The 25,000-nt window shown below is 38.7% G+C and carries 33 protein-coding genes and 2 pseudogenes (2 of these 35 running past the window's edge); 9 read left to right on the plus strand and 26 right to left on the minus strand.

Annotated features, from left to right (window positions below; translation table 11 throughout):
- From LEP1GSC062_RS02345 to LEP1GSC062_RS02355, 3 genes are all read left to right on the plus strand, one after another.
- Positions 1-342 carry the 3' portion of a TrkH family potassium uptake protein gene (locus tag LEP1GSC062_RS02345; protein WP_039940959.1) on the plus strand. The gene continues 1,278 nt to the left of window position 1, outside the view, so only the last 342 of its 1,620 coding nucleotides appear in the window; its start codon lies beyond the left edge, outside the window; the stop codon is at positions 340-342.
- 193 nt (positions 343-535) lie between these two features.
- Positions 536-1,435, plus strand: coding sequence for a decaprenyl-phosphate phosphoribosyltransferase (locus LEP1GSC062_RS02350; RefSeq protein WP_020983192.1), 900 nt, complete (start codon positions 536-538; stop codon positions 1,433-1,435).
- 178 nt (positions 1,436-1,613) lie between these two features.
- On the plus strand, positions 1,614-2,120 hold the full coding sequence (locus LEP1GSC062_RS02355; RefSeq protein ID WP_039940961.1) for a TlpA family protein disulfide reductase: 507 nt from the start codon (positions 1,614-1,616) through the stop codon (positions 2,118-2,120).
- A 60-nt stretch (positions 2,121-2,180) separates the two neighbouring features.
- Here the strand turns inward: LEP1GSC062_RS02355 and LEP1GSC062_RS23830 are convergent.
- Positions 2,181-2,405, minus strand: a pseudogene (locus tag LEP1GSC062_RS23830) (IS982 family transposase); the annotation flags it as partial.
- Between the two features lie 53 nt (positions 2,406-2,458).
- On the opposite strand from LEP1GSC062_RS23830, the gene LEP1GSC062_RS02365 reads away from it, so the two are divergent.
- The 3 genes from LEP1GSC062_RS02365 to LEP1GSC062_RS02375 all read left to right on the plus strand — a co-directional run bounded on the left by LEP1GSC062_RS02365 (position 2,459) and on the right by LEP1GSC062_RS02375 (position 5,452).
- A complete protein-coding gene (locus LEP1GSC062_RS02365; protein ID WP_010577068.1) occupies positions 2,459-2,797 on the plus strand; it encodes a hypothetical protein in 339 nt (112 codons plus the stop codon).
- Between the two features lie 102 nt (positions 2,798-2,899).
- The gene (locus LEP1GSC062_RS02370; protein WP_010577067.1) at positions 2,900-3,664 is read left to right on the plus strand and encodes a hypothetical protein; all 765 of its coding nucleotides are present in this window, start codon (positions 2,900-2,902) and stop codon (positions 3,662-3,664) included.
- Positions 3,665-4,432: 768 nt separating this feature from the next.
- Entirely contained in the window at positions 4,433-5,452 is a 1,020-nt protein-coding gene (locus tag LEP1GSC062_RS02375; RefSeq protein ID WP_020983289.1) for a sensor domain-containing diguanylate cyclase, read from the plus strand.
- Between the two features lie 483 nt (positions 5,453-5,935).
- Here LEP1GSC062_RS02375 and murB read toward each other — a convergent pair whose 3' ends face one another.
- Positions 5,936-6,892: a UDP-N-acetylmuramate dehydrogenase gene (gene murB / locus LEP1GSC062_RS02380; RefSeq protein WP_039940902.1), complete on the minus strand. Its 957-nt coding sequence runs from the start codon at positions 6,890-6,892 to the stop codon at positions 5,936-5,938.
- 96 nt (positions 6,893-6,988) lie between these two features.
- On the opposite strand from murB, the gene LEP1GSC062_RS25250 reads away from it, so the two are divergent.
- Positions 6,989-7,114, plus strand: a complete 126-nt coding sequence (locus tag LEP1GSC062_RS25250; protein ID WP_002630182.1) for a hypothetical protein — start codon at positions 6,989-6,991, stop codon at positions 7,112-7,114.
- Between the two features lie 124 nt (positions 7,115-7,238).
- Here LEP1GSC062_RS25250 and LEP1GSC062_RS20860 read toward each other — a convergent pair.
- The 12 genes and pseudogenes from LEP1GSC062_RS20860 to LEP1GSC062_RS02445 all read right to left on the minus strand — a co-directional run bounded on the left by LEP1GSC062_RS20860 (position 7,239) and on the right by LEP1GSC062_RS02445 (position 14,054).
- A pseudogene (locus LEP1GSC062_RS20860) lies at positions 7,239-7,940 on the minus strand (YiiX family permuted papain-like enzyme).
- Positions 7,941-8,095: 155 nt separating this feature from the next.
- On the minus strand, positions 8,096-8,524 hold the full coding sequence (locus LEP1GSC062_RS02390) for a PIN domain-containing protein (RefSeq protein ID WP_010577061.1): 429 nt from the start codon (positions 8,522-8,524) through the stop codon (positions 8,096-8,098).
- Between the two features lie 2 nt (positions 8,525-8,526).
- Positions 8,527-8,871 (minus strand): type II toxin-antitoxin system Phd/YefM family antitoxin, encoded by a 345-nt coding sequence (locus LEP1GSC062_RS02395; protein WP_010577060.1) that lies wholly within the window; start codon positions 8,869-8,871, stop codon positions 8,527-8,529.
- Positions 8,872-9,091: 220 nt separating this feature from the next.
- Complete coding sequence (locus LEP1GSC062_RS02400; RefSeq protein WP_010577059.1) at positions 9,092-9,604, minus strand: VOC family protein; 513 nt, start codon at positions 9,602-9,604, stop codon at positions 9,092-9,094.
- 627 nt (positions 9,605-10,231) lie between these two features.
- Positions 10,232-10,534 carry a HigA family addiction module antitoxin gene (locus LEP1GSC062_RS02410; protein WP_010577056.1) on the minus strand — a complete coding sequence of 101 codons (303 nt, stop codon included), beginning with the start codon at positions 10,532-10,534 and terminating at the stop codon, positions 10,232-10,234.
- 12 nt (positions 10,535-10,546) lie between these two features.
- Positions 10,547-10,828: a type II toxin-antitoxin system RelE/ParE family toxin gene (locus tag LEP1GSC062_RS02415; RefSeq protein WP_010577055.1), complete on the minus strand. Its 282-nt coding sequence runs from the start codon at positions 10,826-10,828 to the stop codon at positions 10,547-10,549.
- 346 nt (positions 10,829-11,174) lie between these two features.
- Positions 11,175-11,678 carry a hypothetical protein gene (locus LEP1GSC062_RS02420; protein WP_139357252.1) on the minus strand — a complete coding sequence of 168 codons (504 nt, stop codon included), beginning with the start codon at positions 11,676-11,678 and terminating at the stop codon, positions 11,175-11,177.
- Between the two features lie 187 nt (positions 11,679-11,865).
- Positions 11,866-12,138 carry a BrnA antitoxin family protein gene (locus LEP1GSC062_RS02425; RefSeq protein WP_010577053.1) on the minus strand — a complete coding sequence of 91 codons (273 nt, stop codon included), beginning with the start codon at positions 12,136-12,138 and terminating at the stop codon, positions 11,866-11,868.
- A complete protein-coding gene (locus LEP1GSC062_RS02430; protein ID WP_010577052.1) occupies positions 12,125-12,424 on the minus strand; it encodes a BrnT family toxin in 300 nt (99 codons plus the stop codon). Before LEP1GSC062_RS02430 ends, LEP1GSC062_RS02425 begins: the two co-directional genes overlap by 14 nt.
- A gap of 342 nt (positions 12,425-12,766) precedes the next feature.
- Positions 12,767-13,108, minus strand: coding sequence for an endoribonuclease MazF (gene mazF / locus LEP1GSC062_RS02435; protein ID WP_010577051.1), 342 nt, complete (start codon positions 13,106-13,108; stop codon positions 12,767-12,769).
- Positions 13,102-13,338 carry an AbrB/MazE/SpoVT family DNA-binding domain-containing protein gene (locus tag LEP1GSC062_RS02440; RefSeq protein ID WP_039940905.1) on the minus strand — a complete coding sequence of 79 codons (237 nt, stop codon included), beginning with the start codon at positions 13,336-13,338 and terminating at the stop codon, positions 13,102-13,104. The genes mazF and LEP1GSC062_RS02440 overlap by 7 nt, the downstream gene beginning before the upstream one ends.
- 497 nt (positions 13,339-13,835) lie before the next feature.
- Positions 13,836-14,054 carry a helix-turn-helix domain-containing protein gene (locus tag LEP1GSC062_RS02445; protein WP_020983254.1) on the minus strand — a complete coding sequence of 73 codons (219 nt, stop codon included), beginning with the start codon at positions 14,052-14,054 and terminating at the stop codon, positions 13,836-13,838.
- 56 nt (positions 14,055-14,110) lie between these two features.
- Between LEP1GSC062_RS02445 and LEP1GSC062_RS02450 the strand changes: the two genes are divergently transcribed.
- The gene (locus tag LEP1GSC062_RS02450; protein ID WP_039940965.1) at positions 14,111-14,425 is read left to right on the plus strand and encodes a helix-turn-helix domain-containing protein; all 315 of its coding nucleotides are present in this window, start codon (positions 14,111-14,113) and stop codon (positions 14,423-14,425) included.
- A gap of 119 nt (positions 14,426-14,544) precedes the next feature.
- Here LEP1GSC062_RS02450 and LEP1GSC062_RS02455 read toward each other — a convergent pair whose 3' ends face one another.
- Genes LEP1GSC062_RS02455 through LEP1GSC062_RS02465 form a run of 3 tightly spaced genes read right to left on the minus strand, consistent with a single transcriptional unit; the run spans position 14,545 to position 15,552 of the window.
- Entirely contained in the window at positions 14,545-14,817 is a 273-nt protein-coding gene (locus LEP1GSC062_RS02455) for a hypothetical protein (RefSeq protein WP_010577047.1), read from the minus strand.
- A gap of 56 nt (positions 14,818-14,873) precedes the next feature.
- A complete protein-coding gene (locus LEP1GSC062_RS02460; RefSeq protein ID WP_010577046.1) occupies positions 14,874-15,203 on the minus strand; it encodes a helix-turn-helix domain-containing protein in 330 nt (109 codons plus the stop codon).
- Positions 15,187-15,552, minus strand: coding sequence for a type II toxin-antitoxin system RelE/ParE family toxin (locus tag LEP1GSC062_RS02465; protein WP_010577045.1), 366 nt, complete (start codon positions 15,550-15,552; stop codon positions 15,187-15,189). The genes LEP1GSC062_RS02460 and LEP1GSC062_RS02465 overlap by 17 nt, the downstream gene beginning before the upstream one ends.
- A gap of 682 nt (positions 15,553-16,234) precedes the next feature.
- Between LEP1GSC062_RS02465 and LEP1GSC062_RS02470 the strand changes: the two genes are divergently transcribed.
- On the plus strand, positions 16,235-16,612 hold the full coding sequence (locus LEP1GSC062_RS02470; RefSeq protein ID WP_010577044.1) for a helix-turn-helix domain-containing protein: 378 nt from the start codon (positions 16,235-16,237) through the stop codon (positions 16,610-16,612).
- A 141-nt stretch (positions 16,613-16,753) separates the two neighbouring features.
- On the opposite strand, the gene LEP1GSC062_RS23550 is transcribed toward LEP1GSC062_RS02470, so the two are convergent.
- From LEP1GSC062_RS23550 to LEP1GSC062_RS02515, 9 genes are all read right to left on the minus strand, one after another.
- Positions 16,754-17,368, minus strand: coding sequence for a hypothetical protein (locus tag LEP1GSC062_RS23550; protein ID WP_010577043.1), 615 nt, complete (start codon positions 17,366-17,368; stop codon positions 16,754-16,756).
- A gap of 230 nt (positions 17,369-17,598) precedes the next feature.
- Positions 17,599-17,871, minus strand: a complete 273-nt coding sequence (locus LEP1GSC062_RS02480; protein WP_010577042.1) for a type II toxin-antitoxin system YafQ family toxin — start codon at positions 17,869-17,871, stop codon at positions 17,599-17,601.
- Positions 17,868-18,128: a type II toxin-antitoxin system RelB/DinJ family antitoxin gene (locus tag LEP1GSC062_RS02485; RefSeq protein ID WP_020983224.1), complete on the minus strand. Its 261-nt coding sequence runs from the start codon at positions 18,126-18,128 to the stop codon at positions 17,868-17,870. The genes LEP1GSC062_RS02480 and LEP1GSC062_RS02485 overlap by 4 nt, the downstream gene beginning before the upstream one ends.
- 353 nt (positions 18,129-18,481) lie before the next feature.
- Positions 18,482-18,928 (minus strand): GNAT family N-acetyltransferase, encoded by a 447-nt coding sequence (locus tag LEP1GSC062_RS02490; RefSeq protein ID WP_020983184.1) that lies wholly within the window; start codon positions 18,926-18,928, stop codon positions 18,482-18,484.
- 236 nt (positions 18,929-19,164) lie between these two features.
- Complete coding sequence (locus LEP1GSC062_RS02495) at positions 19,165-19,851, minus strand: phosphopantothenoylcysteine decarboxylase domain-containing protein (RefSeq protein WP_010577039.1); 687 nt, start codon at positions 19,849-19,851, stop codon at positions 19,165-19,167.
- Positions 19,852-19,867: 16 nt separating this feature from the next.
- The gene (locus tag LEP1GSC062_RS02500) at positions 19,868-20,410 is read right to left on the minus strand and encodes a phosphopantothenoylcysteine decarboxylase (protein WP_020983278.1); all 543 of its coding nucleotides are present in this window, start codon (positions 20,408-20,410) and stop codon (positions 19,868-19,870) included.
- Between the two features lie 19 nt (positions 20,411-20,429).
- Positions 20,430-21,764, minus strand: coding sequence for a hemolysin family protein (locus tag LEP1GSC062_RS02505; RefSeq protein ID WP_010577037.1), 1,335 nt, complete (start codon positions 21,762-21,764; stop codon positions 20,430-20,432).
- 235 nt (positions 21,765-21,999) lie between these two features.
- Positions 22,000-24,585, minus strand: a complete 2,586-nt coding sequence (locus LEP1GSC062_RS02510; protein WP_039940917.1) for a tetratricopeptide repeat protein — start codon at positions 24,583-24,585, stop codon at positions 22,000-22,002.
- Positions 24,586-24,591: 6 nt separating this feature from the next.
- Positions 24,592-25,000, minus strand: partial view of an NAD(P)H-dependent glycerol-3-phosphate dehydrogenase gene (locus LEP1GSC062_RS02515; RefSeq protein WP_010577036.1) — the 3' end only. 599 nt of this gene lie beyond the right edge of the window; the window shows 409 of its 1,008 coding nt (coding positions 600-1,008); the start codon falls outside the window, past its right edge; it ends in the stop codon at positions 24,592-24,594.

The raw sequence follows: 25,000 nt of genomic DNA on the forward strand, positions 1-25,000 counted from the left end.
GCTTGGGGAGAAGACGTCTCTAAAAATTCGGTGGCTATTTCCACTCGAATCTACTTTCTTGCCACCATTTCTCTGGTCGTATTTATGTTTTTAATCACCCTTGCAAACGGAAACAAATACGGAATCGAAACCATTTTTTTCGAAGTGATGTCCGCATTTGGAACTGTGGGTTTAAGTCTGGGAATGACGGCTTATACGAACGACTTAGAGAAATTTCTCTACATCGCTCTTATGTTTATGGGGAGAGTCGGAACTTTCACACTTTTGATCGCGTTTACGGGTCATTCTGGGTTGGGAGACTTAGGAGGAAAGGACGACGGATTAAAAATTCAGGTCGGATGATTTTTCTCGATCGTTGGAAGTATGGATTCGAGGTAGATTTTATCGATGTTTCCGTCCAGACAAAACGAGAAGCCAAAGTCTGATAGAACCTCTTTTATCGATTTGATACTGCTTAAGGGTCTTTCGATATGTTTCGGTGGGATTCTTGGATTTTCCTTGATGATTTGAAGGATATCCAGAATATAACCGAGTTATGCTCTTACAATATTTGAAATTACTCCGGGTTCATCAATGGATCAAAAATGTAATCATTTTTGCGGGCATTATTTTCGCTAAGAAGCTGACCGATCCGGAGTCGGTGCAACGAGTCATTTCGGCTTTCTTTCTTTTTTCACTTGTTGCTAGTTGTCAGTATGTTCTGAACGATTATTTGGATCGTAAGGAAGATGCATTACATCCCGAAAAAAAACATAGACCGTTAGCTTCCGGGAAGTTGGATCCTTCGTTTGCTCTTTTTATCACGGCAATCATACTTCCTTTGTCTTTAATCATGGCGTATTTATTGCATCCGGTATTTTTCGGATTGGTTGCTTTTTATCTCGTGTTCAATGTGCTTTACAGCAGATTTTTAAAACATATGGTGATTTTGGACGTAATGAGTATCAGCATCGGATTCGTGATCCGTGCGATTGCGGGTTCCGTGATCATTCATGTGACTTTTTCCTCTTGGCTTTTACTGTGTACTTTTATGCTCGCGCTCTTTTGGGGATTTTCCAAAAGAAGAGGGGAACTCATCATTTTGGAAGGAAACGCGAAGGGGCATCGTAAAATTTTGGACGAATACTCAACTAGTTTCCTCGATATGATGCTTGGAATGGTAGCTACGATGACTTTGATGAGTTATGTTCTTTACGTCACTAGTCCTGCTACGATTGCTAACCTCGGAACAGACCGTTTGATTTATACGATTCCGATTGTCGTGTATGCGATCTTTCGATCTTTGTATATCATCTATATCAAGAATATGGGTCATAATCCTACAAAAGCGATTCTTTCTGATTGGGGAGTTTTACTTGCCGGTTTGATCTGGGTCGCTTTGGTGATAACGATTATGTATTCCGATTTTGGAAAGGGAATCCGATTCGATCTTTGACCGGAAAAATTGGTTCGATTACAATCCGTAAGAAAACATGATTTGCAGTCGCAAATTTTGAAAGACGGTGTTTGAGTCGACTCTTGTTTCCGCTAAAGGATTCTAATAGGACAAAACTTTTTGAACGAATGTTGGATTGAATGTAACGATTTCTGAATATAGAACGAATTTAAAAACGATGAAAGAAATTCTGAAAAAAGGCGCGGTAGCCGCACTGTGGATATCCTTATTTCTAACCGTTACAATCGTAATATCAATCTTTAAAGCCTCTGATCTAAGGCCTTCTCAATCGTTGAACGGCTTGAATTTCGTGGACGGTGGAAAATACGATTCCGAAGAGAAAGTCGTAGTCGCGTATTTCTGGGCGACTTGGTGCGGAGTCTGTTCCGCAAATCTTCCTTTGATCAAATGGTATGCGGGTCGATTGGAAGAAAGTTTCCGATTCTCTTTTGTCACCGTGGAAGAAGGGGAGGATTCGAAAGAACTCGATCGATACATCCGAGAACATGATCTGAAATTCAAGATCATTTCCGCGAATCCGTATTTGTTAAAAGAATGGAAGGTAAACGCGTATCCTTCTTTTGCGATTCTGGATAAAACCGGAACCATCCGTTTTGCGGATTCGGGGATCATGAACCCTTTGAGTTTTTTCCTGAGAATTTGGATCGCGTATTTTTTCTTTTAAATTCTTTTTTGAAATATTAAGATTCTTAAATATGATTGCGAAATTGAGACTGGACAAGTTCTTATGAGAATGAGTTCTTCTCTTGTCGCCAAACTACAAAGAATCGTGGAATCAATGAACGATATTTCAGAACATACCCATACAAGAACTTGTTAAAAAGGAAGTTGTAACGGGTAAGGCATTCGGCATCAGTTCAACAAAACGATAGGAACTTACCCCTTTGGGAAATTCGAATTTCAAATTCTTTTTTATTTCTATCAAATACAAATTTTTAAATTCTCTGTTGTATAGAGATCGGTAATAGGGGCAGATTTTATCCCATAGGTAAATCAAATTTAATGCGAACAAAAATTCTCTCTATTCGTTCTAACGTAATGGGATACGGACTCCAAAAATCTTTCGGATTTGGTAGAGGAGAGTTGCGGGTAAGGAGAAACCGGTGTACCGAAGCGCCGAGCAGTTTGAGTTGGGTCACGTACCCGCCCGTAACGCGTTTCACGGTTTCGATTATGGAAATCGAACACGAAGTTGAAACAATTTTGGACTTAGACATTGTAGGTATTTCGATTAACGCCGTGTATTTCCCAGATATGTCTGCTATGAACTATTGGACATTTGCGAGTTATACGAGTTTGGCGGATGTATGGGTGTTACAATACGAAGCCGCAATAACGTAATGAATCTAGTGAAAGGGCGATTGCGTTGTATCTACAAATTCTTGATTTTTATCTCGTAGGTCTTGATTCAGATTCGATTCTTCCCGAACCGATATACATACTATGGAACCGTTCAAACCCAAACCCTTACTGAATAAGTCGGAACTACGACAGATCAAAAAATCCAGGACGAGGGTTGAGGGAAAAAAAGTAATCACGGACGACGTTAAGAAATTAAAGTCCCTGAGCGTAACTCCTGATCTTCCCAAAAAAGAACTCATTCATTATTATAAAGAACCGATTTGGATCGAATATTATATTCCTCGAGAATCCAGATTCGCTTACGAAGTAAAATATTTATTTGTAAGGTTAGTCGATCCGATTCCAAGACCCGCAGACGCGATTTTAAAAGATGCGATTTCCAAAGGAGAATTTGTAGACGTTTTAGACGTGATGTTCCGCTATCCCGAAAAAGAAATTCTGATTCGAAACAGTTATATGAATACGTTTTCTTTTTTGGAATCAATATCTGCAAATTACAAACAGTTCTTAAAAACAAAGGATCCTTACGATTTGAGAATTCCTTTGTTTCATACGGAAGCCTTGATGAAATGGGAGCCTACGGTCGCTACTCTGGAATTTTTAGGGCCTTACACGATTTATAATCTCAATTGGTTGATTCGAAAACTTAACGAAGCGGAAGAGGAATTTTCACTCGAAGACGAAACGATTTCTGTATTGATTAAACGAAGAAACGAATATTGGGAAGAAAATTCGTTAGAGGCCGATGAAGATTTCGAATTGTTTGCCGCATTATTTTATGAACAGGCTTTTCCGCACAGAGGTTCTGAATTCGAGGATGGTTTACTTTTAAAAGAGACGGATTAGGAAACTTTAATCATGTTTGATAGGCCTTTAGGGCGTGTCCCGGAAATACAAAAATAGAAAAATTTTTTAAAGAAATCCGTAAAACCAAATTCATGAGAATCGAGTGATCCTCGAAATCAAAATGGACACACTATTGTATACATATAAGTAACTTTTTGCTCGGATAAAATGACGTATCTTCCCCGACTTTGCTCGGACTACAAACAGTGTATTAAATACAAAAGTCGTATTCAAAACCTGCTTCAAAATTTTACAATAAATCGGCTTTCAGATAGTTTGTAAAAGAGCTCGGAGTTTCCACAGATTACGTTCCTTAGGTAGAGTTTATGGGTTTTCGAACAGACTTTTTCATTCTTAAATTCTTGAAGTAGTTCCCACATTATAGGGTTTTACGACAGATTTTTAATCCGAAACGAAAAAACCGAAAAGATACACCAATGAAAAAGAAAGTATATTTGAACATATGAGTTCACGAAAAAGCAACGGTAACTATCGATTCATTATATGTACAAAGCCTTTGTTTATGAATCGTCTTAAAAGAGGGAAATTTCCTCAAAAATCAAACGCTTAAAGACAATTTATTTAAACCGAAATATAAAATGACTCAAGTCTATTCCAAAAATAATTTATAAAGACATGAAACGGCGTTAGAATATAGGTAGATAAATTTTGGAATAGACATCTGTATGGTTAGAGATTTCCTCGAAAAGACGGAGTTTTGTTAAGACAATTTTAGATCTTTAAAGTTTGTATTCGAATAAAAAAGCAATGATGAACAATTCGCCGAAAGAGCAAGAAACGCAAATGACTATAAAAGACTCGAAGCCAGAACTGGTAAAGTTATATTCCTCCATTGGGAAAATCATTACTTCTTCCCTGGAACAGCAAGAAGTTTTAGATGCCGTCATGGAAGAAGTTCGTTTGTTTTTCAGTCCTGAAAACTGGAGTCTTATGCGATACGATGAAAATTCCGGGGAATTATTCTTCCTAATCGCAGAGGGTCTTGAACTCAATCGTATCAAGAGTATTCGGCTGAAGTCCGGAGAAGGAATCGCCGGTTCCGTTGTTCAAACGAAGTTTCCGATTTTCGTGGAGAATGTGAAAAATGACCCGAGATTTTCCAAAAGAGTCGATGAAAAAACCGGCTTTGAAACAAAAACGATCATTGCCGTTCCTATGATTTTCAGGGGACAAGTTTATGGAGTCATCGAGTTAGTAAATCGATTTGATGGTTCCTCTTTTACTCCGGAAGATTTGGTCATTCTTCAAACAATTGCAGACTTTACGGCGATTTCCTTGGCAAATTCCAATCAATTCGAAGAAACGAAGGTTCTCGCGTTTCGAGATGCCTTAACGGGAGTATTTAATCGTAATAAGTTAAATCATCTTAAGAATGAATGGTCCGATAGAAGAGTAGAAGACCATATTGCGTTAGTTGCTCTTCTCGATTTGAATGATTTTAAAATAATCAACGACACCTACGGTCATAAGGTGGGGGATCAAGTCCTTTGCCATTTTGCAAATGTTCTACGTTATGTTATTCGAGGAACGGATAAAATTTTTAGAATTGGAGGGGACGAATTTTTGATTCTTTTTCAAAATGAGAATAAGGAAAAGATCATTCAAACCCAGAATAGGTTTCAGGAAGCGATGTCAATTCTTTTGAGAAAATGTAAAGAGAATAACCCTCCTTTTCATTTTACTTGGGGTATGTCTGTAGGTTCTCTTCAGAAATTGGATGAACTGATTCACGAAGCGGATCTTTCGATGTATTCTTCTAAAGATTGAAATTCTTCCGTAATCGTAAATCGTGCTTGAGTTTGACGTAAAAGAACTAGACAGATTTCTATCGGGTATAGCTCCATTTTTTCCTAAAAAAACATGAGTTATTAAGAAGCAGAAACTTCTATTCAAAAAATAGATTAGAGTTGTTGAAAAATTCCATGATTCAGATTAGCAAAACTGCTTCAAACGTCCATTTCAATAGGGCAGAAACGGATAGAGAATTAATTTTTCAACAACTCTATTACTGAAAGCGGACAAATGTATATTCGTAAATTTTAAACAAAACCCGGCAAACTTTTACTTTGGAAAAAATTTCTCTTACGGCGCGTCCTAAAACCTGCGGAAGCGACCCTTAGAGAGCATCGGCACTTGAGTTTTCTACTTTGTCAGAAAAATCAAGCTGCAAAGTTCTGTCCCAGTTTTGGGACAGAACTCATGTCAAGTTCGCGTTAATAATAACTTTAAAGCCGGAACTTCGAAAGGAAATCAGGGTATATCACCGAAGTATTCGATTTCTCGATTTAAACGAACTCCGGTAGTCTGGAAAACCTTATCTAAAATGAGTTCGACCAGGTAGTTCACATCTGCAGCGGTTGCAGTTCCTACATTTACGATAAAATTACAATGTTCGGGAGAAATCTGAGCCCCACCTTTTACTTGTCCCCTTAAACCGGCTTGGTCGATCAATTCCCAAGCTTTGATTTCCTTTCCATTCTCTCGAAAAATTTTGGGATTCTTAAAAACAGAGCCAGCACTTTTTTTGTTTTCAGGCTGAGAAGAATTTCTTCTATCTCTTTTCTCTTTTAACGACACTTGGATTTCTTCTAAATTTCCTTCTTTGAGAAGGATTTCAATTCCTAAGATGATGGAATTCTTTTCGTTTAAAAATTCTGTAAATCGGTAACCATGTTTGATTTCAGAGGGTTTACGAACGAATACTTCGTTGTTTCTCAAAAATTCAACGGTTTGAATCAAATCAAAAAGTTCTCCTCCATAACAGCCTGCATTCTGAATCACCGCTCCGCCTGTCCACCCCGGAATCGTACTTAAAAACTCGGCTCCCGTATAACCCGATTGTGAAATTTGTCGAAATGTCGGCGTAGTATTGGTCGCCGATCCGATTCGGAATTTCCCCCCTCCTAAAGATTCAAATTCTTTAAATTTGCCGGACAAACGCAAAGTGACGAAGTTGTCCGGATGATCCGAGATCAAAAGATTCGAACCTCCTCCAAGAATTTTCCAAGGTATTTCGGATTTGTGAAAAATAAAAAGTGCTTCCAAGACCTGATCCGAATTTTCAGGTTCGACAACCACCGGACAAATTCCGCCGATCTTAAATGAAGATAGAATGTCTAAGCGTACTTCCGATTTAAAAGGTATTTTAGAAGATTCTAAGTTTTGCTTTAGATTTCGGATCCGAAGTTCGGAAAGAGCAAGAGACATAGGAACATTAAACGACGTTCCCCGATTATCTACCACAAGAAAAAGAACTCAAGGAAAATCCGAAATCGGTTCGATCTTGTAGAAAAGAGGTAATTTATGTTTTTTCTTTTGTTAGAATCCGTTTATCTCGATTTTGTTTCCGGGCGGACCGATTGGGAAACTTATTGTGAATCCGTAATTCTTCTCGCCCAAGATCAAGAAAAACTGGCCGGATTCGTTTAAAAGAAACTTCATGCTTTTTTCAAAACGGTAGCCTAACGATGGGTTTCTCAACGTTGCGGCGCAAACGGAAACCGTGAATCGTCGAACGGAGCGAAAACTGAAATTATGCGAAGGCTCATTTCATTTAATTCGCTTCCATAATTGTTTCTAATTTCTTAGATAAAAACATATCGGCGGGAGAAACGACAAAATCATCTAGTGGAATATTTTCTCGGTATCGCTTCTTCATCAGATATTTAACCGCGGAATTACTTAGATCGAAATCCTTGAATCTCTTATCTTCAGTGAGTTCAATGTTCAATGCTTTCTTAAATATTTTCCAAGCTAATTCTGTACAATAGATCTTTTCATCGGACCAATTGAAATAAATGTCATAGTGTTTCCCGATGGATTTCGTTAATTTTAATTTCTCATCGGTTAGAATCGTTTCCGAATTGGTTAACCTTTTAATTACAAAATGTTTATTTTTTCCTCTCGAAATAAAATTACGGATTTCAGTAATTTTTACCGGCTCGACGGCTTCTAAGACTCTTAGTTTTTCTTTGTATTTAAGGATTATTCCGACATGTGTAATCGCGATTTGGTGGCTATTTTGCTGATCTCTACATAAAGGAGTACCGCCAATTTTAGCACAAATCCCCGTTTAGGCGCGGAATTTTGGACACTCCATTATGTAAGAATGAGTAATAGCCTTGCCTTGTTCGGAGAAGGTTTCCTGAAATATTAAATCGCCTTCTTTAAGTTTATCGATGAAAGACTCGCTGTTCAATCGGACAGAAACGAGAAAAATCGGAATCAGGAATAATATTTTTAAATAATGTTTCATTTCTTTTAAACGGTGCTTTGCAGGCGTAACGCCTAACCATAATTTCACGAAATATTTTTCGGCTCTGGAGTATGCTAAACGCGCGAAAGAATTGGCGCGAGACTTGAGCGACCTTAGTCGCGTCTCGGAAGCCGCAGTTAGACGATTGGTTTCGCTTATATAGTTTTAAAATTTAATTCATTCGCAACTTTATTGAATTCTTTATCATACGAAAATATATGTAAATCCTCACCAAGTTCATTGCGAAATTCTATAGCCGTTGACAAATGTAAAGCATCTAAAGTTCTACAACCAGAAAGAATATCCTTGTTATTCAAATTCTCCATTGTTAACGAATCTAAATTTTTAAGATTGATCTCCTCAAGTAGTTTATCGAGTTCAGTTAATTTACTTTCTTTCCAAGCCGTTCCAAGTTTCTTTTTATTATGAAAGTAAGCCCTTTTGATGCTAATTTTACATTCTGCTTCTAAGAGTATTGAGCTTACTCTAAGCTCAAAAGTTTTCCACATCGTAATTGATTTATCTAAAGTCCGTTCTTGGAATATGATTGACAATAAAACACTTGAATCTATATAAACTATCATCGTTAGAAACGATCGGTTCGAGAATCTTTGTGAATAGTTTCCCAATCTATTCTTGGCATTTTTTCGGCATATCTTTTAACGATCGAATCAATTTGTGATTTATTTCTTTTTGCTAACTTGACTTTCCCTATTCGATTTTGCTCCTCTAAATAAATATAAGAACGTTTCTTTAAATCGTTTAGAAATTCAGAAGGCTTTTTAATTTCCGCTATTACTTGTTCGTGTTCTGTAATAACGATTGTCTCTCCGGCTTTTACTAAATGAAGATATTTACTTAGATTGTTTTTAAGATCTCTTATTCCTACGGATTTCATGACTTGATTATGGCCACTGTGGCTCTTTTTCAAGTCCTTTTCTCATGTTAAAAATAGCATTTTGGAAACTTGTGGCCAACGAAATGGATTCTCGACGTTACGTCTCGCAAACCGAGTGACAAAGCGAATGTGTCGAAGACTGTCACGGGGTCGCATGAGCGATCCCGAACGAAGCGAGAAGCCGAGGTTATCTGAGGCGGAAGTTCGAAGCGAACATAGCGTTTTTCTTGCGGGGCAAAAAGTAAAAGCCGTTTTAGCCGGCTGCAGCCTTAAGCGCGGCGATGTCAATTTTCTGCATCTTCAGCATCGCTTGTGTTGCGCGCTCAGCCTTCGCGCGATCTTTATGCGATATAAGTTGCAAGAGAATTTTAGGAGTTACCTGCCACCACATACCGTATTTATCCTGAATCCAGCCGCACATACTTTCTTTACCGCCGTCTGCGAGAAGGGCGTTCCAATAATAATCGACCTCTTTTTGCGTTTCTACGCTGATCATAAATGAGACGCCCCAGCTGAATTGAAATTCAGGTCCGCCATTGTAGGAAAAAAACCTTTGGCCGTTCAGAATGAAATCGGCCTGCATCGCGTTCGCCCTAATAACTTTGGATTTCTTGAAGATCGATACATAAAAATTTGCCGCTTCTTCGGGGTTCGCGTTGAACATGAGAAAAGGTGTTATGCTGTGCGACGGAGCACCCACGAATTTAACTTTTGTTTCATCAGGTTTCTGCTTCAGCGGACTGTTCTTTTTCTTTGATTTCGTCATGTTTTTCTCCTTTTTTTAGAGCGATTTGATCGTCTGCGTTGTAAATTTTACAGCTTGTCCTAAAACTCCAGTTTATTTTGTCAGAAAGATCAAGCTGCGGAAACTCAACAGAACGCTTCCTAAACTCAAATCTCACTTTCGAAGGATCGCGAGATAGGGCGCGTTCTGTGTTTTTGTTCCTCACCAGTTTTTTCCGTAAGAAAAGACTAACGAGGAACAGGTTCTTATGAAAATAGCCGTTTCGAATTTTTCGCCCGATAGGAATCCCGCTGTACGAACATTTAATGGTTTAGACAGTTCCATTGATGAATTTTTCGAATTGGTTTATCAGATAAATAGACTTCGTAGGCTGCTTTATATGATTTCCAGCATTGTTTAACGGACTTAATAAAAGTATTAAATCTTTCCGTCTATCAAACGGGAAGCTCGAAATGTTTCATGCGTAATCCCTGGTAGATAACGAAAAAGTCTCCTTGATGTTTCGCGGAATGCTTTTGCGCGCGGGGGGGGGGTACGAACGTCTTACAAGCCGAAGTGGCAAAACAATGTGCCGGAGACCAAGTGAGGATTGCGATAGCAATTCCGAAGCGCCGCGAGGAGCCGCAGTTAGACGACGTTCTGAGATATCTAAGCGCTAATAAGCTCTTTATAATTTCTAATCTCTTTAAGCTCAGCTGATATTTTATCACGTTCCTCTCTGATTTCGAATTCGTCTTGAATTCCCATCCAAAACTCTACCGAATTTCCAAAGAATTTAGAAAATCTTAAAGCAGTATCGGCAGTAATTCCCCTCTTCCCATGAATTATTTCGCTCACTCGCGTTGGATTTATCTTTGTTTCCTTTGCTAAACGATAGGCAGTTATATTCATTGGAAGTAAAAACTCTTCATTTAGAATTTCACCAGGGTGAACATTTGGAATTTTTTTCATTTATTACTACTCCTAATGATAATCGACTATTTTAACATCATAAGCATTTGATTCTTTCCATTTAAAGCAAATGCGCCATTGATCATTAATTCTAATACTATATTGGCCTAATCTGTTACCTGATAACTTTTCTAAACGATTAGAAGGTGGAATCTTTAAATCCTCAATATTCTTTGATCGTGCTATCATAACTAATTTTCGATACGCAATCTTTTGAATTTGATTAGGTAATTTCTTCGAAAACTCTTGATTCCAAACTTTTTCCGTTTCTGACGACTTGAAAGAACTAATCACAATTAATATTGCTGGAATTCGATACTATTGTCAATCGATATTATTTCTTAAATTTAGTCTTTTTGCACTCTATTTTATTAATCCGAGAATCTCCTCAATCGGATCTTGAATTCAGAAACTGTTCTCAAAATGTCGCCTAACGGACTAGCGTAAACGACGTTGAGTATCCGAGCGGCTTGTGCACGAAAGGGTCACGAACTTACTATTACTGTAAGTCTCTTGTATTACAGCGTAGTAAATTGAGTGAAACGATGTGGCGAAGTCTGCAGTGGGAGTCCGAGCGGGGACCGTGAGCGACGAACGAAGCAAGAAGTCGAAGTTAGGCGATGTAAGCTGAACTTTAAATTTATAATCCGATATTAGCTGACAAAATGAATTTTACCTTATCCCTGTCTCTTTCTTTCTCAAGCGTAAAGGATTCACCGAATTCATTATCTGAAATGTAAATTTCTTTGTTATAAATTCGACTTTCCGGTGTTGATTTTAAAATTGAGATAATTTTTTTGAGATTTATTCCGGATTCGTTAAATCGACTTACTAATTCAAGTATACTGATTAGTTTCCTGTAGGGTTTCTTTTTGTCTTTTTTAGACTTGAGAATCGTAATTTTATATTCGATCCAATAAGATTCACAGCCTTTGTTCTCAATTAACAATTTAGTATTTGGATCTACTTCGATTTCTTCTTTATAAACCCAAGATTCTATATTAGAAACAAGTCTCTTAATTTTAAGAGGGCTATTAGAAGCGATAGTAGAAGTCGGCTCTGATCGAACACAATCTGTCTTTCCATCGGAATAAGTGGGTAAAGAAGCAATCATTATACAGACAATAAATTTATAATATCTCATTTTTTACCTAAAAGCTAAGCCAAAGTTAGCGTTTAAAAAAGTTAGCCTAAAATTAGATTAAGGAATCGTGCAATTTCTCTGACTTCACCAATGGAATGATGTCGAAGCAACAAAGCAATGTGCCGGAGACCAAGTGAGGATTGCTATAGCAATTCCGAAACGACGCAGTTAGTTGCTTTAAACCAACCTATCTTTTTAGCTCTTCCTCTACTTTATCTGAAAGTAAAAGCTTTATTAAAGATTGATACGGAATATCTTTCTTATTCGCCATAACTTTTAATCTATCAATTAATGCTTCAGGTAATCGCAGGGAGATCATTTTTGTTGTAGGCTTTAAATTTGGGAAAGATACTTTTTTAGCCTTTGAATAATCAATATAATCCGCAGAATCATTCTTAGACCAAAAATCAATTTCAGAACTTTCTGATTTTAAATGAGGTATTTTTTTACGAGTTTTCATAGATTTTTCTTTCCCGAGGAGTCATTTCTCGAACTGAAATAGGTCGAATCTTCTCTTTTCGAATTGTTATTACCGCAAATAACTTTTTTCCTTCATTCGTAATTCCTAAAACAATATATCGATCTTCTTTTCCTGAATGGTAATCATCTGGAACGACAAGTAAAGGATTGTTAAAAAAGATTTCTTCTATTTCGCCAGGTTTTACTTTATGCTTTTTCCAATTCTTTTCAATATTACCTAAATCCCAATCGAAACCTATGATCTGGCTTAAATTTGGTAATTCCATTTGTATATCGTTAAGATATACAGCTTAAATTGAATTTCAAGTAAAATTTACTATTATCAGCCTCTTTTCTGTTGATTTCTTTAATAAAAACTTCAAACTCTCAAGCTTTGCTTTCAAAATAAATTTTAGCCACTATTGCAACTAACGAAATAGGCTTCTCGACGTTTGCGGTCCTGGAGCGCGCTAAACGCGCGAAAGGATTGGTACGAGGCTTGAGCGAGCCTTAGCGAACGTCTTGCAAACCGAAGTGACAAAGCAATGTGGCTTTAGCCCGGAGTGAGAGTTTGCGGAGCGAATCTCGAACGAAGCGAGGAGACGAAGTTAGTTGCAGTAGCCCGTTAATTAAAACACTAATAACTTAATATTATCTAAAGCTTCTTTCAAAGAAAACTTGTTTATCGATTCTATGAACTCTGCTTCACGGATGGTCCAATCTAAGTTTTTCACTTGATCAGAAAGAATTACCCCATCAATTTTCTTCGATTTAATTGTTACTTCGAATGGATAACCTTTAATCTTACTAGTAATCGGACAAAAAATTGCTAATCCAGTTTTCAAATTATATTCTTTAGGTGATAAGACTAGTGCTGGTCTACGACCTTTTTGTTCGTGACCTGCCTGAGGAGTAAAGTTGAGCCAAACTATATCTCCTTTTTCAGGAATATATTTCTTACCCTTTACCAAGCTTCTTTACCTATTGAAGTACCCGTTGAAATTTCAGAGTGAAGATTTTGTTTCGTAATTTTAGAAAGTTTCCCCTCTAGAGAAGCCTTTCTCATTGGATAGATTACAATTTTATCCCCTTCATATTGTAATTCAACGTGGCTTCCGTCATTTAACTCTAATTCCGTTGCCATTGCTTTTGGAATTCTAATTCCTAAGCTATTACCCCATTTTTGAATAATTGATTCCATAAATTAACTATATATACATTGTATATACTTTTGAGAATTTGTCAGCAATTTTTTAGAATCAAATTTAATGATTTAGAAATAAGTTTCTTTCGTTAAAATTTATAGGTAAATGTCCCTGCTTTTTCTATAAATTTTAGGGCTATTGCAACTAACGACAAGTGATTGTCGACGTTCGCGTTTCTGGAGCGTGCCTAAGCACGCGGAAGAATTGGCGCGAGGCTTGAGCGACATTAGTCGCGTCTCGCAAGCCGAGTGACAAAGCGAATGTGGCGGAGCCCAAGCAAGGGGCGCGAAGCGAACCCGAAGCGCAGCGACAATTTTTAGTTATCTGCTGTGCCGCCGCCCCGAAGTCTAATTGGCGACGCCAAGGACGGCGGAGACGATTACTGATCTCTACATAAAGGAGTACCGCCAATTTTAGCACAAATCCCCGTTTAGATGTAGAATTTTGGACACTCTATTATGTAGGGATGAGTAGTAATAGTACTTTTAATTTTTTAAATATCTAAAAGATCTTTTGGTTTTACTTTCAATTGCTTAGAAAGTTTAAATATTGAACTCGCAGTAAAATTGGCTCGTCCTGCTTCAATATCTTGTAATGTTCTTACCGGAACAGCATAATCCCCTTCGTCCATGCTTTCCTGAGTAAATCCTTTTTCTTTACGCACTTTCTGAATATTTCTTCCGACTTTTTGTAAAAATTCTTCTAATTCCACGCACGGTATAATGCGGCATTGTTGACAAAAAGTGAACGCAGCATACCGTGGGATACATATTCTTTAAGGATTTCCATCTTTTAATTAGAAAACTTAAAACCACAATTCTAAAGTCTTTCGAAAAACAGGCAAATTCAAATATAAGAGAAATATCAAAGGAAGAACAGAAGGCGTTCTTTGATCGGCTTAGAACCGCGAGGATCGAAGCTAATTTAACTCAGGCTCAAGTTGCAAAGAAACTCGGAAGGCATCAAAGTTACATTTCGAAGATTGAATCTGGCGAGCATCGATTATTGATTGAAGACTTTTGTAGGCTATTCAGACTTTATAATAAACCTCCTGAGTATTTCTATTCTGTATTTTCTAAATAATGATTCTATTGGATCGAAAAATTCCGCCCGAGTAAAATCTGCGAAGCAGTTTTAACGAGGGTATGAAGAAGTATAAAATGGTTTATCCTGCTTCCCGATCGCGAAGCGTTCGGGATATTCTAACCATTTGAAATTTCCACAGCATCCTTTCCAACTTGCATTGCGCATCTATATTTTGAGATATCGCTGTTTTTCTTAGCTTTATTCAAATCTGATTTCAAAACATTAATTGCACTTTCTCTTTCAACATCATCGTTAAATGATGCCTTCCAAGCCGTGGTTAAGTCACCTATTTTTGTCCACTTATCTTTTTCCAATGATTCGTAAAATTTCTTTCGGTTTTCATCAGTTGCATTCGGTAAATCTAATGTAATTAACGCTTTATATCCCATTTTACTTTCCTTAAATTTAATAAACATTATAGCCAGCCAAGGACGGCTGGCGTTTCTTAATTTTTAATTCCTAAAATATTTAATGCTTTAGAATTATTTTTGAGAATAAATAACATTCTTTGAGCCGGACCTTGTGGAATGTTTTTCCCCGATTCCCAAGCCTCTATTGTTTTGGCAGAAACACCTAATGCTTGAGCAAAAGTATTTTGAGTAAGATGTAAATTAGTTCTAATATTTCTAATTTCTTTACCTTTGAATGTTGGTAATTTTTGAATTTCAATAATCTGCGCTTTTACACCCGGAACTTTTTTACCTTTAGTGTATTCAATGGCTTCATTAAGTCCTTTAGAAAGACTATTAAATAACTTGCTACTTTCTTTTTTCATGTCGCGCTCTCTTTGATTGAATCGCTTCTTTTAAAGAAGTTACTAAATCTGATAATATCGTTAATTCTTTCTTAGAAAGATTTTCTTTGTCATTCTTTTCAAGAAGTGTTATTAGGAATAATACTGAGAATTCCTCAATATCTAAGTAAAAGACTCGAATTCCCCCACTTTTACCTATTCCTTTCTTTTTCCATCGTATCTTTCTGATTCCATTAGAATCTTTAATAACTGGACCATACTTCGGATTTTCTAATAGAAACTCCTGAAGTTCTTTTAACTCTTCATCAGCAAGTCCAGCTTTCTTCCAAAATAGATCGAAATCCGGAAGGTGAATGAATATTCTTTTCAATAAATCAATTATCCCTATTTAATAGGGTATTGTCAATCTCTAAACCTTTACAAAATTTTGGCTTTAATCGCCGCATGGACGCGGCGAAAACAACCTGAGAAGCCTTGGCAAAAATGTTCGCCTAACGAAATAGGCTTCTCGACGTTTGCGGTTCTGAAGCGTGCCTAAGCACGCGAAAGAATTGGCGCGAGGCTTGAGCGACATTAGTCGCGTCTCGCAAGCCGAGTGACAAAGCAAATGTGCCGAAGGCCAAGCAAGGGTTGCGGAGCAATCCCGAAGCGCCGCGAGAAGCCGCAGTTAGGCGATGGAGCATGCCCTTTAACTTTTCATTAGCGATGCAATTCGAGTTTTAGAACTTCGATTTTCAGGTCTAAAATGGCAAGTCCCGCATTTGGTCTTATCTCGACACGTTTGGCAAATTGAATCTTCATTCAATGTATTTGCTAAAAATGCAATAATATCCTCGGACGTCTTAGTCATTGGTTTACCTAAAGCCCAAGCAATTCTGCGCAACGTTCGTGAAGATTCCAGAGTTAATCTCGGTGAATATGCCATTTTTTTCTCCTTATCACATTAGAATTCATTATGTGAATATATGCCACATAATGAGACCAAGTCAAGAGAAAATGTTATTTATTATCACATATTCTGAAATTTTGTGAGGAATTATGCTTTAAACCTAATGAATGCTACTAATCCTTACGTTGTGAGAGTAGATTCTAAAAGTATCGGAGAACGATTATTGTACTTTCGTAAAAGTATAAGTTTTTCGCAAAAGCAAATGGCCGAGAAAGCAGACATCGATCGCTCTTACATTGCTCATGTCGAAAATGGAAGTATTCCTTCAAGTGAATTTATCATTAAGCTCGTTAATGCTTTTCACCTTTCGGTAGATTGGTTGCTAACTGGCAATGGGAAAATGCTTTTACCCGATGAAGAACATGTCTTTAATAAACTTAAAGAAGAACATATTCAATTTCTTGAAAAATTAACTAAATTAACTCCTCAAAAACAGACAAAGCTAATAAATGCTTTCAAAGATATTATTGAAACAGAGTAAATTTTTCTGAATCTCCCCTTCTTTTTTAAATCATTGTTATTAAAAATTATTTTGCATGCTCTGTCGCCTAACGTGTTCGAATTGCCGAAGCTTGCGCGAAGCGGTAATTTGTTGTTATGCGCTGTCCGCGCAAGGAGAGCTCTACAAGAGGGGTTCACGTTTCCGGTTTATTTCAATGGGTAGGACTGTTTTTGAGCTTGCCGTGACTGATGGCAGTCTACTGTCAAAACGCCAACAATCCTGGAGGGCTGAGACGAGCATTGGATCCGGCCACAGGGATTTACCGCCAATGTGTTCGCGGTTTTCTGCAATTATCGCACGAATACATGGTAGCAGGTGGTTGATAGCCGGCGCGACCCCATGTGAGCGTAGGATCGAGCGCGGGCGATCCGACCAACTGAGGGACAGAAAATATTCCGGGAGCGGCGCATGTGTCTCATCGAAGTACTGACTAAGACCGGGAGAAAGGTCAACGCCAGCGGCGCACGCGGTGAGCGCTTTCACTTGGTCCGGAGAAAGGCGGAACGAATTTTCGCGTAGTTTAGAGTCCAAGGAGTGATCATCAAGGAGAGGAGTATTGGGGCCGCCGAATGGCATTTGCAAACGAGCCCAGAAGGCGACTACGACAATGGCCTGTGCCGGGGCGAAAGTAAAACAATCAAAGCAGTATGCCGCCGGGGAGAAACAATGCTCTCGTTCCGACCCCATATGCTTTTCGGCAAATACTAAATTGAAAGAGCGATATTTGTCGTTCACGCTTTTCCTCCTCCTTGCGCGGATGGCGCATAACGAAATAGGCTCCTCGACGTTGCGGCCGCAAGCGCTTGAGCGCGACGCGGTTGGCACGAGGTTCGAGGCGCATTAGCGCCGTCTCGCGAACCGAAGTGACAAAGTAATGTGCGGAGCCGGAGTGAGAGTTTGCGGAGCAAATCTCGAACGGAGCGAGGAGACGAAGTTAAGCGACGTGCCGCGTAACTTAAATAAAGTTAATCAAATAAATCAGGATGCGTTCCAGTTCTTTCAAATATGATTGAATCGCCATCTAACTTGTAGATTAAAAGCCAATTCGGTTCAATATGACATTCACGCCGATTTTTATAATTCCCGGTTAATTTATGATCTTTGTATTTTGGACTTAATGGAATACCATCGATTAACTGGGACATTATTCCTTTAAGTTTGTCTAAGTCCTTTTTACGTTTTTTCTGTAACTTTATATCTTTATCAAATTGTGTAGTATAGCCAGGAGCGAATTTCATATCTCCAGCTTCTTAAATAGTTCATCTTTAGATTTAAAAGACTTTATACTTTTCTTTTTATCTGTAGACTCAAATGTTTTTTGAGTTACTTTATTCGGTATTTTAACCGGGAAAGGTAATCCTTTACTAAGTTTAATTTGATGATAAAAAATATTAATAGCTTCTGAAGCAGAAATACCTAAATGATCGAGTATATTTTCTACGTCTTTTTTTAAGTTACCTTCGACTCTCGCTCGAATCATTGCTGTTTTTGCCATTACAATTACCTTTAAATTAATTGTTCCCCAATTGAGATACATTGTCAAGCTTAACTTTGCCTTAAAAATTATTCAAACTGAATAGTTTTGATCATCTGATAAATCCGCGGCATGTTCGCTTAACGAAATAGGCTTCTCGACGTTTGCGGTTCTGAAGCGTGCCTAAGCACGCGGAAGAATTGGAGCGAAGGCTTGAGTGAGCCTTAGCGAACGTCGCGCAAGCCGAGTGACAAAGCAAATGTGCCGAAGGCCAAGCGAAGGTTGCGAAGCAATCCTGAAGCGCCGCGAGAAGCCGAAGTTCGTGCGAATTTGAAAGATTATCGACATGGGTAAAGCAGGTCACCGTGTGTAATTCAGTTTGGTTGGTTTCTCAAGTTTAAGGCCAAATGATGGCAGTTCAGTTCAAAGGCATTCCGAAGATAAACAAAGTGTGCTGCATGACGTAAATAACCTGTATCGAGGTGCACCTGGTCACAGTTTTCCTCCTTTGCGATCTGAATGACGTGCTTAAGAAGTTTATCCCCATAGCCATGACCGTGAAAATCTCGCTTCGTAATCAGATCGTCGATATACAAAATTTTACCCCAAGCTAGCATATGGAAAAAACGAAATCCAATGCATGCAATAATTTCCTTATCCGAGCAAATAGCATGAATGCTATACCCCTCAGAGATCTGCTGCAACACCATTTGTACAAATACTTCCTTGTCGGTCAGATGCGGCCTCAGTTCTCGAAAAGCGGGATAGGCATTTTCGATATCAGATATAGATTCGATTTTTCGAATTTGAAGAGATTCCATATTAACCAATCCTCAAAATTGCAATTCCCATCTCAGAGCACAGTCACGGAAAAGTAGCAGGACGACAAACTTAATATCCTTACCCTTCCGCCCTCAAGTTCACCGACAAGGCGTATATTTTGCAGTGCGAATGGCAGTCAATTCTTGGATTAAGTAATTGGTTCCAATTTCAAGTAAACATTTCTATATTACCGCCTACTGCAAGTATTCCAATCATGCTTAGGTCGTTTCCCTAACTACAAATTCACGAATGTCTTTGAAGTTTCCCTTCTTAAAAACTCAACTATCTTTTCCGAAATGACTTCTTTTGGAAAAGGTCCTATCTCTGCGACTTTTCCAAAAGAAGAATAAATAATCACACTCGTCTCTCCTTCGCCAAAACCTTTCTCATTTTTCCCGACATAGTTTCCAACGATATAATCCAGATTCTTACTTTTTAACTTGCCGATGGCGTGTTCTTCCAGTGAATTCGTTTCCGCCGCAAAACCCACCAAACAACAACCGTGGATTGTATCTTTCAAAATCTTAGAACTCACGGTCTTCAAAATGTCCGGATTTTTTACAAACTCCAAAAGCAAAGTTTCACGACCATCCTCTTTTTTGATTTTGGTTTCTTTACTCTCGGCCGGTCGGAAGTCCGCCGGAGCGGCGGCCATAACCAATAGAGTGTCGGATTGAATTTCAGAAAGAACGATATCACACATTTCTAAAGTAGTTTCTACGGAAACTCTTTTGATTCCGATGGGACTTTTATATTCTTCTTGAACTAAACCGTGAACGTAAGTGACATTCGAGATCCATTTCCCGATTTCTTCGGCGATATGAAATCCCATCTTACCGGAAGAAGCGTTCGAAATATATCGAACTGGATCGATCCATTCTCTCGTCGGTCCGGATGTAATGATAGCCTTGGAAAATCCCACTTTGATTTCTCTTTATCTAAGATTTTTTTTGGTGTACGTCCAAAATCAACTTTTGAATCAAAGAAATTTCGGCTAACTTTCCATAACCTTCATCCCCACAAATGACCACACCTTTGGAAGGATCTGCGAGAATTATTCCGTCGTCCATTAAACGTTTTAAATTTCTCTGAACCGCCGGATGTGCGTACATAAAAGGATTCATCGCCGGAGCGACGATCACCGGACAATTTGCCGCAAGATACGTGGAAGTTACGAGATCGTCCGCAATTCCGTTCGCCATCTTACCGATGATGTTCGCGGTTGCGGGAACCACTGCAATCACTGAGGCGGAATTTTTTGCATCGATATGAGCCATTCCCTCTTCGTATTCGTCAACCCGAACTTTTTTGCCGGTCATTGCTTCGAACGTAATCGAACCGACAAACTTAGTCGCGTGTGCGGTCATAATCACATTTACCGGATAACCTTCTTTCGTGAGATTCCGCACGAGTTCACAGGCTTTATAGGCCGCTATACTTCCTGAAACAGCAATGAGTATTTCTTTTCCGGAATTGGACATAGACATATCATATCCGATTTTATTTTTTAGACTGAACCTTATTGCCTAAACCGACTCTCGTAAAACGTACGGAAAGAATTTTATTCCCTTCCATTTTCTCGACAGTAAGAGTTCCCGATTGTAAAGTAATCGTGGAACCTTCTTCCGGCATATCTTCTAAACGACCTAAAATAAAACCTGCAATCGTGCGAATGTCCTTGATCTCTTCTTCTTGAACACCTACGAGAATTTCTTTCAGATCGTCCAACTCCGCTGCCCCATCGATCGTAAAACTGTCGGAATGTTGCGTGGGAAACGGGTCCGTCTCGTGATCGTCGGTTTCGTCGCGGATCTGTCCGAAAATTTCTTCGATGATATCCTCTAAAGTAAGAAGGCCGGAAACTCCGCCGTATTCGTCGATAACGATTGCCATATGCTGTTTGTTTTCTCTGAGTTTTTGCATCACCTTTTCGATCGAAAGACCCTCGGGGACGAAAATCGGAGGTTGCATAATGGCTGTTACTTTTTCCTTTCTTCCTTTTTTGGAATGGGATAACCAAGTAAGATATGTTTGGACGTGAATGATTCCTATAATCTTATCCGTGTTGCCTTCATAAATCGGATATCTCGAAAAATGATGTTCCGCGATGATCGAAATCAAGGAATCCATCATGGTATCGTGCGGAATTCCTATGATACTCAAACGATGAGTCATCACGTCCTTTGCCTGATGTTCCGAAAACTGGAACGTGTTTTGGATGATCTGAAATTCTTCCTGGTCGATTTTCCCCTGTTTATTTTGTTCCTCTATGATGATCATCAATTCTTCGGGGGAGTGCATCATTCTACTCTTATTGGCTTGGATTCCCATCAACCTCAAAAGAAAGGAAGTCAACTCGTTTAAGAAAAAAGTAATCGGATAGAATATATAATAAAAGAAGAATAAAGGAATGCTGATAAAAAGAGCGATCGTTTCCGTATTCTGAATTGCGATCGTTTTAGGAAGAAGTTCTCCCAAAAGAATATGAAGAAACGTGATAATCGTGAACGAAACTGTAATCGCCAAACCATGAATTGTCGCCTCGCTTGAGGAATATCCGAACATTTCTAAGAGAAAAACAAGCCATCTTGAAACGTATCCCTCGCCGACCCAACCTAACAAAAGACTGGCGATTGTGATTCCGACCTGACAGACGGATAACATATCGTTTAATTTTTGAGCGGCGCGTTTTGTAACGAGCGCGAGAGGTTTATTTTCCTTAATCAATTCTTCCAAACGGGATGGACGAATCGAAACCAAAGCGAATTCTGCGGAAACGAAAAATCCATTGGCGAATATAAGTAGTACGATGATAAAAAAACCGATTAATTCCATTGTGAGAGAATAAAGATCAGATGAGATTTAAGATAGTGTGAATTTAAAATGAACCCTATTTTTAGGTTTGAGGAACGGCAATTGAGTATTGTTGGAATATAGAACTGACTACCTTCGGCGTCCATGTGATTTTACTGGATAGGATCTTTGAATTGTCGAAAAATGTCGATCGTTTAAAAGAAAAAACACTCGATTTTATGGGACTAACGTTTTGAAAAAACGCAGCTTTTCGAATTCATTCCATGTGTTTTCGAATTCGAATTCCATGAAACGAGGCGCCCAATTCGTTGGTTTCCTGAGAAAGTTTTTCCAAAAGGTTTATGTCCGATTCTGAATTTAAATTTAATGATGGAACGTAGTACATTCTATATACTCCGGAATTGATCCAAAAAGAAACCCAATCCAAAAAGTCTTCCGACCTTCCTTTCCAGCCGTTTCCGCTCAGAGAATCCCTCGTAAAAATCAGTCGTTGTGGGGTGTTTCTAAAGTCGTAACGTCTGTGTAATCTTGAAAAACGAATCTGTTCTTCGCCGCAATTCCAAGAATATTCGTTTAAATTTTCGGGAGAATTGTCTTCTACCTTCAAGTTCCAAACCATCATCGAACGATTTCCAACGAGTAATTTATTTCCTTCAAAATGTGTGAAACTTACTTTTTGGAAATTAGAACTTGATAGTTGGTCCGGGTTTTTACAATCACAGACGTAAATACGATCGGATTTAATTTTATCGCCCTTTCTACTGAATTTAGTAAATAACCTGAAATCTACGTCCGGAAATTCTTTTTTGAGATAATCGAAAGACTCCATTCCGGAAACGTTTAAGTAAATTTGAATGCTAGTTTTTTTATTCAGAGACTCGATCAAAGATTTTAATATGACTTGAACGGTGAACGAAGAGGCGGACTCGGAAGGAATTTCCTTCAATTCCAATTCCTGAGAATTACTCGGTTTCCAAAAAATATAAGTTCTTTTATCTCTTACAAAAACGCTCAATACGGGTAAACGGGATTTTTTGATCTCCTGATTTCGAAACGGATCAAATTCTTCCAAAAGTCGCATAACCTCCGTTTTTCGGATTTCGGATCGGCTCGAACTCAAACGTTCTTTAGGTCCGGGATAAAATCCTCGAAACGAAGAGATTCTTTGGCTAGTATCGATTATGGAAACGAGAGTATTCGGATACGCAGTGTTTCCCATTGTTTCTTTCTGTTCCAAGCGAGACAAAAAACCCAGAAGTTCTGTTGTATGTCCGTGAAGAGCGTAGTAGTTGATTGCGGCGTCCGTAAATTCCCGCACACCGTAAACGACCGGAAGATAATTTTTCAATTGAAGAAGCATATCGTCCGGCATTCTGTGGATCGTAATCGCGACCGCTTGGTCTAAAGCGCTCTTCACGGTTCTTAAGGATTTGGATTCTTTATGGGAATAGAATAAACCGGTAAGCCGAATCCATTCTTCCGTATAAACCGGGTCCGCGGTTTTTAAGATTCCGTACGCTTTCGTAAATTCTATGATCGCTTTTCTGAGATCGTTTTTTTTGTAATGAATGAATCCATTCAGTAATGTGGAGGCGTATTCCACTCTTTTCCAGCCCTTGCTCTGCGCTAAGAAAGTGATTTCCGTCGCCATTTTTCCCGCGACCTCGGGTTCGTCATTCATCAGGATTTGTATGATTCTGAGTCGGGTAAACAAATCGTCTTCGGTTAAATTTTTCGGAGTGGAAACGGATTTGAGAGCATCGACCGCTTTAAAGGAATTTTTCGATCTCCAGATCGCCATCGAAATCAAATCTCTCGCACTATTGATCGAAATCGGTTCCCCCAAAAACGGATTTGAAATCGTGGATGACCATTCTAAAAAATCCAAGTTCAAATAATAATCCAAAGATTTCTTATATTCCTGATTGAGATAAGCAATGGTGCCTAACTTTAGGTACAAATGATTTTTATAAGAGGTTCTTAAGTCGGGACGATATTTGAGAATGTAATCCAAAACTTTCTCTGCGGAAATAAAATCCCCTCCGATCAAATAGTAATACGCCAGTTTTTCGTATGAGTAACCGATCACTCTTCCGCTCAAATTTTCGGAGATGATGAGGATCTTTTGAAAGTGAACCGCTTCTCTGGAAAGTCCGAGTTCGGCGAGTTCATCCGCTATGTTGTAGATGATATTACTCAAAAAAGGGATGTATTTTAGTTCTGGATCTTCGAGGAACGGAGCAAGCGTTCGGTTTAGATTCAGATATTCTCTTTGGTATGATTTTGCCTTCGGAGAAAAATCGGAAAGATATTTTTTCAGACGTAGAGTTTTACAAAGGGAATAATAAACAGCCTTCCTGGAACATTTAAGATTTTCCGGAGATTTCTTTTCGAACACAACGAACTCGAAACCTTTTGCCAATTCCTTGAGGTACGAAGAACTTTCATTTTTGGAAAACTGAATTAGCAAGTTGCGGGAAGACTCTTTGGAATTAAAATTCAATTCTTTTAATATTCTTAAAAGAATTCCTCCTAAAACGAGTTCGGGTTCCGCCCCGTTCGTAAGTTTGATCAGCGACTCGTAGCGCCGAACGTCCTTGTTCAGAACGTAGTATTCTCCCGCAAAAAAAAGAAAATCAGATTTTTCTAATAGACTTAAACTGTCGGGAAAAGAATCGATCTCCGAGTTCGATTGGAAGACGGTTCTTCCGTTTAAATTGAAAGAAAAACCGTCCGCACCTTTCGCCCATCCGAATTCCTGCTTTGTTTGAGCGACAATCGAATGAGAATATACGAGACTCAAGAGCAGACAAAAACGGAATTTAAAGGAAAGAAGCTTCAATGTTGATCAAACTAAAACGCCTTCTCTCTTTAGATCGCGTTTCATAAGGTCTTTCACAACTTCTTTCGGATTCTTGCCTTCGTAAAGCATTTTATAAACTTCGTTCGTAATCGCCATTTCGATCCCCAACTTCTGTGAAAGTTCGTATGCGCTTTGAGTAGTCTTTATTCCTTCCGCGACCTCGTTCATACTGGAGAGAATTTGCTCCAAGGTTTCTCCTTTTCCCAAACGAAAACCGACCGTACGATTTCGGGATTGTTCTCCGCAACAAGTCAAAATCAAGTCTCCCATTCCGGAAGGTCCGAGAAAAGTCATCGGATCGGCGCCCAACTTCAAACCGATTTTCGTGATCTCGTTTAATCCTCTTGTAATTAAAGCCGCTCTTGTGTTTTGACCGAAGCCGAGACCGTCGCTG

This window comes from Leptospira alexanderi serovar Manhao 3 str. L 60 (genome assembly GCF_000243815.2).
GTDB lineage: Bacteria > Spirochaetota > Leptospiria > Leptospirales > Leptospiraceae > Leptospira > Leptospira alexanderi.